This window comes from Clostridium sp. DFI.1.208, assembly GCF_024463855.1.
GTDB lineage: Bacteria > Bacillota_I > Bacilli_A > Erysipelotrichales > Erysipelotrichaceae > Clostridium_AQ.
The window spans coordinates 1-13,808 of record NZ_JANGCA010000007.1 but is presented as its reverse complement, the minus strand read 5'-3'; the positions used below and the strand labels follow the sequence as shown (position 1 = coordinate 13,808).

Below are 13,808 nucleotides of genomic sequence, written 5' to 3'. Positions count from 1 at the left end.
TTGTAATCCTCCTATCCAAAGAAATCAAAATCATCAAATGCCATTGCAATATCAATCTGCATTTCTTCTTTAACTGGTACCTGTGTACCATCTACATCAACAATTATTAGATAATAGATATCATGACTGTTATATGATTGTGTTTTTAAATTGAATGTAACCTTGAATTCTCTATCCTTAGTTACTGTACTTTCCTTATCAGCTATGATCTTCTGTCTATCTGATACAATAGCCCCATTATCATCAGTAATATACACTTCATAAGTACATGGAACATAGTTATCTTTAACCGGTTCTTTCTGATAGAAGCTTAAGTTGAAGATCATGTTTGATATCTTTCTATTCGAAGATAACAATGCTACCGTTACAGGTTTTGCATCATATTTATCTTTGTTTCTTTCATATGATTTATAACCAGCTCTTAAATACTTATACTTGATAACTGGCACAACCATTTCCTGTAAAGAAACTCCACCATGAACAAAGTTCTGTCCACCAGCTGTTTTAATTCGAATGTTTTCTCTTGGGGCAAATCCAAGAACGTTTTCTTCATTATAGAATCCCTTAACTGGCAATAGGAAATCCGGGTCTGCTTTATCGTTTGCTAATACATATCTTCTTCCTTGTTCAATTACATTATCCTTGAATGAAGATTTTTCCATCTTATCATCTTCATTTAGTGGTTGATATGTATACAGGAATCCATGATCAGATGTTATGACAATGTTTACTCCACTCATACCACCTGTAATAATCTTTACCAGATTCTTAATTTCAGCAATCGCTTCTTCGCAAGCGTCAAATACTTTTGTTTCATCATTGTGACTTGTTGCATCAATCGTATCATGATAGATATAAACAATATCCATTCCCTTAATAGCTTCTCTTCTCTCATCGCCCTTCATGGTAATGATATCTTTATACTTCAATGCAACACTATTTTTCTTTCGGTTCTTTAAAACAGCATCACGATCAGCCATTTCAGTTGTACAACCATCAGCCAACACTCTTATTTCATTATTCTTGACAGTTATTGATAATTCTCTGTGTGGCAATAAGGCAGCCATTCCGAACTTGGTGATTGTTGGAAAAATAGCCTCTTGAGAATCAATTGATATATCGCACTTAGTTTCAACACGAAGTTGATTACAAAGATCAGCTGCCACATCATAGCGTAAAGCATCTGAAATAATGACAAAAATCTTGTTTTCATTATTAGCAACATCTCTACGATAGAATTCATCTTGTTGTTTGATACCCGAAATATATCCATTGGTCTTAAGATCATTTTCAATAATCTTAGTCCAGTTTTCAGCTAAACCATTTAGGTACCAGTTCTTATACTCTCGTTCTACGTAATCAACAATCCTCTTGAAATCATCATCCAGATAAGAATTAATTGTTTTTAAAATATTTGAATATGTATTGTGGAAGTTTCTATACATAGCATCCATCTGGTAATAATCAGAAGTATATGCATTCCACATTTCCTTAGCTACTGTATGATGGAATCCATTCAAGTGTTTCTCATAGAATTTCTTCATCAAAGAAACCTGATATAATCCATCATAGTAATATCTAAAATCTTCAAACCATACTGATGTTCTCCTCTTATCTACAATTGTCATGAGAGAATCAGAAGTAATAGTATTATTTAAGATATTATTCATTAATTTAGATATGATGACCATATCAATGCTGAATACAATATCCGTATCCACTAAATCGTCTAACTCAAACTGTTCAAAGCGACTTCTTAAATGTAAGTTTTGTTCAATATTCTCAAGTACATCTCTTGCCTTATCCTGGTCATCACTATGTAACCAGTTAAACATCAGACCATAACAGAAATCACTTCTGATTTCTGAGTATTTGCTTTCTAGACCACTTAATACCTTTGAAGGTAAAGTCCGACATAATGCACTTAACACAACATGTTCAGCCAGATGGTCTACGTTTGTATCTCCTGTATAACCACATGCCTTATTTGCTAACATGAAGAACTGTGTACTCATATTATATTTTAGGAATTCAAGTGTCAGCTTATTGTTGTAATTGGAACCATCTTCCAACACTGCCTTGATGATTGCTTCAGGTGTACGATCCTTAATACCACAAATAGCGGCTAATACACTCATATATAACTGAGATTTACGGTCAATAACATCGCCAAAAGCAGCTATTCTATTTCTTCTGGCCTGCGCATTAAAGAATCCTTTCAACATCTTCACTTCTGACCTCAACTCAGTAGTGTTTAATATATTCATTTCTTGCATCCAGCGAGAAATAAGATCCGCACGATATTCTTCACTATATAATTTGATATCTAAAAACCAATCATGCTCATTGTCCATAACAATCGGATTATAAACAAGATAATTACTTGTTAGATCATCTTCATTCAGCAACTTCTTGGAAGCAAACTGATTTGTTTCAGATAACACTAAGACTTTAGCGTTATCCAACGCCAATGATTCAATTTCTTCTTTAAACTCACCTTCTTCATCATTCCAAAAGATGATTCTTCTTTTATAGAACTCAGGTAAGGGTTCAGCAAACCTCTTATCTAAATCTTTTTTTATATCTTCAATAGCCATATTTACTAAACCCTCCTGTTTTTATTTCTCTTTCGGTTTCTTAACCACGTTTGGAACTAATAATTCCTGGAATTTGTTGTAGTTGTTTACTACGCCGTCATCCAAATCCATTGGCTCCATCTTATCCGCCCAGTGATGAATCTTTTCTTCGTAAATTGCCAATTCATCAGCTTTAGCTTTGATGGTTTGAATCTCTTTTTTGATCCTTATTTCATCTGATTTAGATACAGAACCAATCTGGTTTTCTAACATATTAATCTGAGTTCTATATCTTGCTTGTTGTGGATGAACATATTCTGTTCTCATTCTTGCAATCAGATCCGGTTTATATCTATGGATGTAAACCAATGCCTTGAATCCATTCTTCTTACCACTGTCAAACTGCCAGTATATTGGACGTTTTCCAGAACCAGTTACCTGATACATTTGACAATGGTCTTTAAAGAAATCATTGATGAAGTAGTCTCTTATTACCTTTCTTGGAGTTCCTTTACCGCCTAATGAATCAGCTATGAATGTCAGATTTGCTTCAAGATCATCTTCTCCAAATGCTACTCTGACAAAATCAATAAATCTGCCGGTGATATCATCATCTCCATAGAATTCATCTTCATAAATTGGAATAATATCATCCTGATCAGGAATAAAACTCTTATACTTACTATCGTCCCATTCACCACCTGCATATGCCAATCCATCTACATCTAAAGAATAGCGACCAAACATGCAGCCTACTGCGTAAGAAATGAATGATTTGATTTCATCCTGTTTAGTTCTAACATAGTTAGATCCTTCAAATGATTTTGGAATATCATCTTTACTGTCTACTACATAATGTACTGTGACATCCTTATCACTCACTTCTGGTGTCAATTCATCCTGTAAACCATATATATCAATAAAGATTCTATTTAGCTCTTCTTCATTTTCTTTCAGCTGTTTAAATCTATCGTTGCATTCTATCTTCCATAAGTGATAGCACAGTTCCATATTGGAATTTACTTTTACATGATGTCCATAATATTCATGAATAGCAGCACCCACTCCTGTTGCATCCCATAGATAATCTAACTGTTTGATTATAGGGTTGACTGAGAAATCCCAGGAGGCTTCATAGGAATCCCAATCGGATTGGGAAAGTTTAATCAAGTTATCAGTCAAATTCTCAACTACCTGATAATATTTGTCACTAATTATAAAAGGCAGTTTTTCTAGGTCGCCAGCATTAAAATTTATCGATTGGTTTATTATTTTTATCAAAATTTTTGAAGTACAATTACAATTTAAAAAAGCAATAATATATTTCAAATGTTTATTATTATAAATGGCCATACCTGCATTAGAAATAATAAACCCTTGTGGTGAGTATCGTACGGATATATCCCCACTTGTTATTGCAGACCAAGTTCCATTTTCTTCAAAATAGAATTTTCTATTTTTAATTACAAATTCAGGATCTGAAATTCTAACATATTTTTTTGTTACAGTATCTATCAAATCTTTTCCATCGTATTGATAATTAACAACAAACAAATTATTACCGTACCATTTTCTGTATTCTCCTCCCTTATTAATTGGAAACCATTTTAATCCACTCTTATACGATTCAACACGATTAAAGCCAAAGCCAATTTCTCTGATTATAACTTCAAACCATAATCTCAAAAATCTTTCATTATCTGTGGTTGCCATTCCTTGTTTAGGTGTGGCAAATTGTCTGAGTGCAGTATTATTGCTAAATGATTTAATCACATTTTCGCTTGCCCAATACGCAATTGGAGTACCTGGAATCTTTTTGAAATTATCTAATCTATTTTCGTAGAAATAGCCACATTGCTTATTAATATTTGCTTCAAGTACCTTTTGCTTTTGTACTTCCATTCCACCTTTAAAATCAGATAGTCTGTAATAATAACCTAAATTCTCCGTTTTTCTATTTGAAAGTACAAAACTGCAAATAGGTACAGTTGCTTCTTCGTAAGCAGAATACTCCATCTGAATTAGTGTAGTTATATCTTTATTGTTAATAATGTATTCACGTAATAATCCATACGATTTAATAAACATCCAAACAAATGGTGTCATAAAACCCATATATCCATCTTTTTGAGTAAACTTGAAATTTCTTTTGATAAATACTGCAAATAAATCAGAAGAAACATCTTTGTAATTATCTAAAACATATTGTTTTAATTTACCCTCCATTTTACTCATATAAGGAGGATTTGTTGTTGTGATTGTAAACTTCCTTTTTAAGATGTCCGCTTGTTTCACTAATGACTTAGCCAAAGGATATATCTCCTCTTGCCAACCATAAAAATCCGAACTTAACTCTCCGGAGTTATTGATGTCATCTAAATAAATTTCATAAGTCTTATAATCTTTATCCTCTGATTCGATTAGCGAACCCAGTTCCAATGCATCTTTATATGTTTTTAATAGATATTTCTCCATCTCTTTGGATTCATTTGTTTGTTTCATTCCAAAATAAGATAGTGAATCTACTCCATTTGTTTCAACTATTGCTGTTAAATGAGGTTCAATGCCCATAGTCATTATTTTTCTGTTATAGGCTCTTGCTTTCATCATTACAGAAAAATAAGCAAGCTGATATGCACGGTTATCGATATCAATACCATATAGATTATTTTCTAGGATAGACTCTGCAGCATCTCTGTTTGAATAGCCACACTCTCTATAAATCTCCATAAAAACATCAAAAGCATAAGCAAGTATATGTCCCGATCCCATACATGGATCTAAGAAAGTAATTGCTTCTGGTTTAATGGTTTCATTAATCACAGGAATAGAATTATCTTTCGAAGTCGCTAGATATCTTAATTTGCTCTTTAATGGACTATTAGGATTTCTCTCAATCCAATACCTTCCCAATGAATTATCTACCATATATCGAACAACCCAGTCTGTTGTCCATAATTCAGTAGCAGCAGGAATATCCTCTTTTTTTATATTTCCTTTATTTATGTTAATCACTTGATTGTGTTTTTCGGAAATATAATATTGATACATCCACCCAATAATCGTTGTTCCATTATCTGATGAGTTTTCTATTTCTTCATTTAGCCAGTCTTCCTCAGGGATATCTTTAATTAATCTATCTATTACACTTCCATCATTCAAAAGATGATCAGGTATCAATAATGCTTTATAGTCGGTTATTGGCGTAAACATATCAGGAAGATATTTATTCATATCATTGCATACTGAAAGAAGAAGATATTTGTATAGTTCTTCTTGATTGTTCTGTTCGATGAATTCAAATACTTTCTTTTTATCTACTCCATCTATTTCAAGATGAATTGCTTCTGATATCATCTGTGGCTTGAATTGATTATTCCCATTAGTAAATACATTGACTTTTTGAGGAAGATAGTTGTTTACTTCCATAAATCTTAGTGCAATAAACCTATTGAACCATATATAAGCAACTTCTTCCATGACATGATTAAAACCATGTTTATTCACTTGCAAGATTAATTCATTTAACTGTTTCTTTTCAGTATTTGAAAGAAGTTTTCCATTCACTGATTCCGAATCGTATTCAGGTGTTTCTTTTTCAGTAACTCCATATTCATATGCTTTTTGGGATACTCTGGCTATAAGCTCATTTCTTGCCCAGACAGCATAATTCTTTATTGCACTTTTGTTCATGGTTTAACTCCTTTCAATTACTTAATTTCAATTTCGTCACAGTCATTCAAATAACTATAAAGTTTTGCTTTCATCGTATTCAAATACTGGTCAATCTTTTCCTGTGAATCCAAAACTGCTGGATTAAAGACAACCTGTCTTTGCAGTTTGGTAACTCTCTTATTTTTAACTGGCTGAACTGGTGTTGTTGTCTTATCCTTTAGCAGTTCATCCATTTTCTGAATAATTCTATCTTTTTCATTGGTGATGGTATTCACCTTAACCTGCAACCATGTAAGCTTAGTAATCTTTTTCGCTTCATCTAATCTCTGATTAAGCACTTTCTTACCATTTTCAAATTCGTTTGCAAGTTTAGGATTATTCCCAGCTTTATCTTCAATTTCATGAATGCATTGACTTACAAGATCTTCAATTTCGCTCTTTATTTCAGATTCTTTTTGTGATCTGATTTCATTGATTTTGGAGATACAGTCATTAAGTTCTGGAATTCTACGATAATTAAATCTTCCAACTACCCTTGTAATATCTGCAATCTTTTCAATCTCAACCTTGACCTCAGGAATATTGAATAAGAAATCTCTATCTTCTGTTTCCACCTGATGTTTGCAACTTACAGCATTATCATAAAGAGTAATCTGATTCTTATAGAAGTCCTTAACATCAGACATGTCTTCTTTGGAATCAAGCAAGTCATCACTTAAAATGATAACCTTATCGATTAAAGCAATATTATCTGTTTTAGCCAAAAGTACATCATTTACCAGCTTTTGAGCATCACGGATTTCATTCATTCCAGGATGTGCTCTTGATGTACTCTGGTTGGACATATCGATAAGCTCTGCTTTATTTGCTTCAAATGATTTGATAATAAATTGAATCAATCCATCTTCATCATTTGGAATATTTGTTACTTCAAAGTATTCTCTTAAGAATGCATTAACTTTTGCTATCTTAGCTGGAGAGATAATAACACGCTTTGTAATCTTTGTATTTCCACGTTCTGTCTTCTTACGCAAGAAATCAACCATTCGATAATCGTTAGGCTGAATCGTCTGGCCAGAATTCTTGATTGTAACTTTCTGGTCAAATATCAATTGCGCAACAACGCCGGCAATATCAATCTCTTTCCATCCATATGGGATAGCCTGATAACGTGACTGAATGTTCTCCATTGTTACAGGCATCTTCATCATTTCCTGCATATCTAAATAGCTTGAGATTGTTTCACAAGCTTTTCTATTAGGCTCCATACCTTCAAAATAAGCTGGAGTATTCCCTAACAACACATCCTTAACTTCCTTATCCGACTTAAAGTTAGTATCAATTTCTGCTAAATGAGAATATGTATGGTCAACAAGATAATCTAATGCTTTATCAAGAATCTGTCTTACACTTGCTCCTGATAAAGATACAATTTCGCCATCAATATAATATTTGCCATGGATAATAGCCTTAGCTATTTCATCTTTTGCTTCTTTTTCTAACCGTGTTCTTTCATTTTGCTTTGCCTGAATGATATCCTGAATGGATTTAGGAAGCTGATCTACTCTTTTCTGACTTACATATTTCTTGATTTTTAAGGATAATTCAATATTTTCAAAATAGTTGGAATCATTATTCAACAAGCAGATGGCTTCATGACCTTTAGAATCAGCAATCAGCTTCAAATCATTTCTGTTATCTGCTGCAATTGTAATGAAGTGCAGTTTCATTCCACCAGTTGAAATACCATGAATTTGATTATCTACCGACTTGTCAAAATCAAAGTCCTGATCGTATTTCTTGGATCTATATCTCTTGACTGGATACAAATCATTGTCATCAAATATCAGTTTGCATACATCACTGATAACTGCAGAAGAATCGATAACAATATTATTAATCTCTCTTTCAATATCCTGCTCTTCATTGGTTAAGAATGTATAGATATCTCCGTTACGTGCAACATAATTGTTTTTCTGCAAACGATCTAATGATTCTCTGATTTTCTGCTTCAACATTAATTTATCTACATTGATCTTATCTGCCATTAGGATAGTAAGATTATCGATATTGGACTTAATATCATCTACATAACGAACAAGATACAGTAATTCCAATAAATTGACATCATCCTGAATTAAACCATTTCCATTATTAACTGCTTTTTGTGCTCTTTCGATAACAGAGCGAACAGAATCGGTTAAAGACCCATGTAAAGTTGAGTAGAACTTATATAGTGGTACAATTGTCAATTCATTATCATATTCAACACTTTGTGCAGACTGTTGGAAGCCACTAAGCATTGTTCTTTCACCTTTTGATGCATGAGCACCAACATGACCATGAATACGTACTTCGTTAAATATCTTAGGCATGATGATGAACTGGTAAGGAACAAATGGATATACTCTTTCAAATTCCAGTTGTGATGAATATCCCTTAATGTCTTTTACATCTGTATCAAAAGCATATAGATTCTTTAATACCGAATCATTATTGTCATATACCTGATCCAATATATTTATTGCTTCAGGTGTTTTTGTCAAAAGACGTTTTTCGATAACTTCACCAGCTGATGAAGAAGTCAATGTAATCTGAATTGGGAATCTGGCCATGATACGTGAAAATTCATCGTGTCGAACCTTAAGCATCTCATCCAGTGCTTCTTGTCCCGTGGCTACTACCCATACTTGTCCACGACAAACACTGCCTAACTTTTCAATAATAGTTTGCAAGTTAAGCAGGAGATCTGTATTTGTACTCATGTATTGTCCGGCTTCATCGATCATGAAAAGAAGTCTGAATTCTTTTCCTTTTGAATCAACATACTCTTTGATTTCATCGACAAGCTGTTCGATACTTACATTAGTATCCTGTGTTCCGTCAAACCAGTGCTGAGCTGCCGTTTCACTGATTCCAAGAACCTGTACCATTGCAGGAATGATATCATCTTCCCACAATATATAATCCTGTCTTGAATCTTCCCAGGTTCCACCATTTATTTCTTCAAATACTTGTTTGAATTCATCAAGCTTTCCTTGCTTAGAAATAAACTGTTCAAGTTTAGCTACTTTAGTATCTCTACCATAGAAACCTAAATGATTATAGAAGACTTTTGTGAATACCTTTAAAACAGCGGTCGCATCCTTATCGGCAGGTCCTTCAGAATCAATGTTGAAAAGAATAACTTCTGTAGGTGCTTGTGTAGATTTTCGAATATTCATGAATGTCAGTTCATCATCGAATTTATCCTCAAAATAATCTACAACTTTCTTTCCATTAAGTTCCTTATTTTCAAGAAGATAAGAAAGCATCTTTAAGAAATGAGATTTACCTGATCCAAAGAAACCAGTAATCCAAGCTCCTACATTATCAGTAGGAACATCAAAGCCTTCACTATAGACATTAAAGAAGTTTGTAAAGTGCTTCTTTAATTCGTTAGTGACTACATATTCCTTTACTTCCTGTTCAACAACATCCGTTTTATCCTGTTCTACCTGAATGACACCATTGATTTTACGATTGATGTCATCTCTAAACATGTTCTTAATCTGCATAATATCTCATCCCTCTCTAAAACATATTGAATGCCCTATAATATGGATTAGGCTTTAATTCATTGAATAACTTAACAAAATGATTATCGAATGTACCTGGATACATTACTATTATCGGTTTATTGATAAAATATGGCTGTAAAGCTTCTAGAAGATTATGCACCCTTACAAAAGGAAATACTTTTCCAACACCCATCAATAATAGAATATCTTCCTGATTAAATTCATTATTAATCTTTTCAGCAAACATCTTTGCATCAAAACTCTTTTTTAAATAATCCTCTATGAATTCCTTGCCACGTTTCTCTTCCAGTTTTGGAATACGATCCAAGATTCTTCGATCTTCACATATTGACAAGAAGACTTTATAAAGGTCCATTTTCTTGATAGTACAATTCAGTTTTTCGTTAAGCAGTTCATCTACGAAATATCTGACAACCATCTCATCTTGAGGATCATAGCAAAACATTCGAATATTCACTTCATTGCTCAATCCCTCACCTTTTAGAAATTCCTCCTTTTGAATTTCTATCTTCATGTTATCTAGTCTTTCTTTAATGTCTCCCATAGTATCACCTCTACTCAAAACTATTAAAAGCACATAATGCGACACTATCTATGTCAGATACAATGCTTTTAAAATAAGAATCCAGATAAATAGAATTAAGCTGTGTTGCTTTTCTGTTTTCAAGGTATTCATTTTCAAGCAATAGTCTCATCAGCACCTGTTTGCACTTCTTAATAGTTGCTTCTGACCACGAAGCAATATCATCGTTCTGTTCCTGAAGTCGAGTAAAGAAAGAGTTAATGTCAGTCATTGAAAAATGGTAGTCTCTAGTTTTGTACTTTTCACCAATAACACCAACCATAAAATCCCAAACAAGCCTATTCTGTTCCATCATGGCAAATAAGCACGCTTGCTTTGCAGATTGAACATTTCCGGTTGCGATTATTTCAGCAACTCTATTGTCATCAAATATACGAAGCCTTGATAAACATGTCCTTGTGATTTCTTTCAAAGACTTTTCTGTGGGATATTGAAATAGATTATCATTTACAACTTCATTTATTATTTCTTCGTTGTTTTTATTTTCAATTATTAGCTTTGCAATTGTTCTCATTTCATGAAAAAGGAACTGTTCTCTGGTAATTGCTTTATATTTAATCAACGGATTCACCGTCATCCACCTCCATATCATTCTTTAATTGATGCTTAATTCTTTCTAATATGTTTTTAATTTGTCCTTTTTCAAAGCGTTCCAACAGCGACCCGTTAGAAAAATGATCTTCTCTAAGTAACATTGTTAATAACACTCTACATTTAAACAAATCAGCTGTATCCAATGATTTTAATTCTTCATCGCAATTGATTGGATGAGTGCTTAGATAATTCCCATAATCTCGAACAGCTCCCCCAATTAACTCAATCAGTTCATATAAATCATTTTCATAATTAATGTCGTATTCTGAATAGCTTAGTAATTTGTTAATCAATTCTTCTCTATTCATCATTGTCTTTATATAACTCCATTACATCCTCAATTCGACAATCCAAGCATTCACATATCTTGATGATAGTTTCCATTGATACCACTTCATCTTTGGATAATCTAGCCAATGTAGCTGGTGTTAGCCCTGCCGCTTTAGCCAAATCAGTCTTCTTCATCTTTTTATCAATGAGCAATTTAAACAAATTGTTATAACGAACTTTCATAATGGGCTCCATTCTAAAATAATCTAAGGATATTATAACCGATTTCAAAGCTATAGAAAATAGTAAAAATACTCTCAAAGTAATATTTTGTTCAATCAGAAAAATATGAGTGTAAAATTATAGTTTGTGAAAATATTTATTAGAGCTCCTCCAATCTCCACAAAAGTCAGAAAAGGTATTTTTATCTAATGTAAGACTTAAGCAGATCACTGTTCTTGCAGTAGATCTGTTTTTTTATACCTTCTGTAACTTTTAAAAAGAAAGCAAAAATGCCTTTTCTTTGTCCAATTTAGACCACTTAACTGGCCTATTCAGTTGAAGGGGTATTGATTATGAAAAAGAAGAATTATGAACTCGAAAACGAATTCAATGAGTGGAAAGATAAGGAGGACCAGCAATTGAGAGAATTGAATTATCCAGAAGATAAAATAGCTACATTAAGAAAATATGATCATGATTTATTTGTAAACAAAACCAGAAGGCAACAGCGAAAAGAACAGATAACTGCCGATGCATTCTTCATTGCCATTCCTGCATATGATAAGAAGGAGATCAATACATTTATGGACCTATTGGATATTGTCGAAAGTGAAACACTATTCACGATGCTAAAGAAGACAGACAAGCAGCTGCAACAGATATTCCTGCTTCGTTATTATGGTTATGAGGTTGAAGAAATATCAGATCTGTTGAATATCAAACCCGATACCATCTACAAGAAAATCCAGCGTTTCAAAGAAAAGCTTAAGAAACAGTAACTTATCCACACTTACCTGTGGATAACCATGTGAAAAGTGACATTTTTATGACACGATTATGAAACATTTGATTCTCTTCTTGAAACTACAATATTAGTAGGAGGAAATACCATAATGGAAGAAATGATTTCAATACTATGTGATGAAATACTGAAATCATATCAAGCTGGTTTCAAAGAGGGAATCAAGATTGGATATGAAGCAGGTGCAAATTCTTTACAAGACGATCAATAAAAGATCGTTTTTTTAAATTTGTTGTCCAATAATCATTCATTTCATGGCCTATTAGGGTGAAGGGATAAGAATTTCCTTTATTCCCCATGATCTTTGAAAATAGGATAACAACTGTTAAAACCAAAACCTGTATGCCCGAGCTGGATCAATGATGCGCGATGACTATCATATACAGCCTATAAATAATATATGGTAAGAGCGATGATACTTCAGAATGATCAGCAGCTGTTAACTGTGCCATGACGGTATACAGGATAATGATACTTTCAGCGATGAGCGCACACGTAAGATGCGTGGGTGAAACTCCCATGATTGATGGCTGACAACCATCTACTTTAGCAGGATTCCCTATCGTTTTCGGGTTATCAGGGATAAATAGAAAACAAGATGAATACTAGATTAATATATCAGCCAGGTTCAACAGCCTGGCTTTACATATGAAGGAGCTGTTATATTTATGATCAAAGTAAAACGAGGAGATGTTTTTCTTGCTAATCTAAGTGATGCAACCGGATCTGAACAGGCTTTTGTTAGACCGGTCGTTATTATCCAGAACAACTGTGGCAACAAGCATAGTCCTACAACCATTGTTGCCTGTCTATCTTCCAAGATTGAATCAAAAGCCCATCTTCCAACTCATTACATTCTTCCGGAAGGCATTGGCCTCAAACATCGATCCATGGTTCTTTGCGAACAGATCAAGGTCATCGATAAGTCCAGGCTGCTAAAGAAGATCTGCCATATTTCAAAAGGACATATGCACATCATCGATCACAAGATCAAAATATCACTCGGTCTAAAGAATATACATAGACAAAAATCATAGGTACAAATCCCACTTTTGCAGTTGGGATTCTTTTTTATTAAAAGCCTATAACAAAGGAAAGGAGGATAACCAGATGGATAAAAACAAAAACAGATTCATAGATGCGAAAGAAATCATGGAACTTACCGGATTATCCAAGTCTGCTGCATATAAGCTAATCCAGCTATTGAATGAAGAACTTGCACAGAAAGGTTACATGTATGTTCGTGGAAGAGTTATCTATCCTTATTTCTATGAAAGATTCTTTGGAAAGGATGGAGATAGAGATGCCGGTATATAGGGATAAATCAAGAGGAACCTGGTATGTCGTTACCCGCTATAAGGACTGGACGGGTAAGCTCAGGACCACAACCAAAAGAGGATTCAAGTCCAAGGTTGAAGCCAAGCGTTATGAAGTTGAATTTGCTGAAAAGAAGGATAACAGTCTATCAATGACTTTTGGAAGCTTTGTTGAAATCTATATGGATT

General features: G+C 33.5%; 11 protein-coding genes. 4 read left to right on the top strand and 7 right to left on the bottom strand.

The features are described 5' to 3' along the window. Positions 1-11 precede the first annotated feature (11 nt). Genes pglZ through NE665_RS05055 form a run of 7 tightly spaced genes read right to left on the bottom strand, consistent with a single transcriptional unit; the run spans position 12 to position 11,522 of the window. On the bottom strand, positions 12-2,597 hold the full coding sequence (gene pglZ, locus NE665_RS05085; RefSeq protein WP_195295306.1) for a BREX-1 system phosphatase PglZ type A: 2,586 nt from the start codon (positions 2,595-2,597) through the stop codon (positions 12-14). A 21-nt stretch (positions 2,598-2,618) separates the two neighbouring features. Further along, entirely contained in the window at positions 2,619-6,269 is a 3,651-nt protein-coding gene (gene pglX / locus NE665_RS05080) for a BREX-1 system adenine-specific DNA-methyltransferase PglX (RefSeq protein WP_256302473.1), read from the bottom strand. 17 nt (positions 6,270-6,286) lie between these two features. After that, positions 6,287-9,808 (bottom strand): BREX system P-loop protein BrxC, encoded by a 3,522-nt coding sequence (brxC, locus tag NE665_RS05075; protein ID WP_195295489.1) that lies wholly within the window; start codon positions 9,806-9,808, stop codon positions 6,287-6,289. A 16-nt stretch (positions 9,809-9,824) separates the two neighbouring features. Beyond that, the gene (locus NE665_RS05070; protein ID WP_195295491.1) at positions 9,825-10,376 is read right to left on the bottom strand and encodes a DUF1788 domain-containing protein; all 552 of its coding nucleotides are present in this window, start codon (positions 10,374-10,376) and stop codon (positions 9,825-9,827) included. A 10-nt stretch (positions 10,377-10,386) separates the two neighbouring features. Further along, entirely contained in the window at positions 10,387-10,986 is a 600-nt protein-coding gene (locus tag NE665_RS05065) for a DUF1819 family protein (protein ID WP_256302472.1), read from the bottom strand. Then, a complete protein-coding gene (locus tag NE665_RS05060) occupies positions 10,970-11,320 on the bottom strand; it encodes a DUF6508 domain-containing protein (RefSeq protein WP_256302471.1) in 351 nt (116 codons plus the stop codon). Before NE665_RS05060 ends, NE665_RS05065 begins: the two co-directional genes overlap by 17 nt. Continuing rightward, positions 11,310-11,522, bottom strand: coding sequence for a helix-turn-helix transcriptional regulator (locus tag NE665_RS05055; protein ID WP_195295497.1), 213 nt, complete (start codon positions 11,520-11,522; stop codon positions 11,310-11,312). The genes NE665_RS05060 and NE665_RS05055 overlap by 11 nt, the downstream gene beginning before the upstream one ends. A 332-nt stretch (positions 11,523-11,854) precedes the next feature. Between NE665_RS05055 and NE665_RS05050 the strand changes: the two genes are divergently transcribed. From NE665_RS05050 to NE665_RS05035, 4 genes are all read left to right on the top strand, one after another. Next, positions 11,855-12,280: a sigma factor-like helix-turn-helix DNA-binding protein gene (locus tag NE665_RS05050; RefSeq protein WP_195295499.1), complete on the top strand. Its 426-nt coding sequence runs from the start codon at positions 11,855-11,857 to the stop codon at positions 12,278-12,280. A gap of 691 nt (positions 12,281-12,971) precedes the next feature. Beyond that, complete coding sequence (locus tag NE665_RS05045; protein ID WP_229038931.1) at positions 12,972-13,340, top strand: type II toxin-antitoxin system PemK/MazF family toxin; 369 nt, start codon at positions 12,972-12,974, stop codon at positions 13,338-13,340. 73 nt (positions 13,341-13,413) lie between these two features. Beyond that, a complete protein-coding gene (locus NE665_RS05040) occupies positions 13,414-13,620 on the top strand; it encodes a DNA-binding protein (RefSeq protein WP_195295703.1) in 207 nt (68 codons plus the stop codon). After that, positions 13,607-13,808: Arm DNA-binding domain-containing protein (locus NE665_RS05035; protein WP_256302470.1), on the top strand; the 202-nt coding region annotated here is incomplete at its 3' end. The genes NE665_RS05040 and NE665_RS05035, both read left to right, overlap by 14 nt.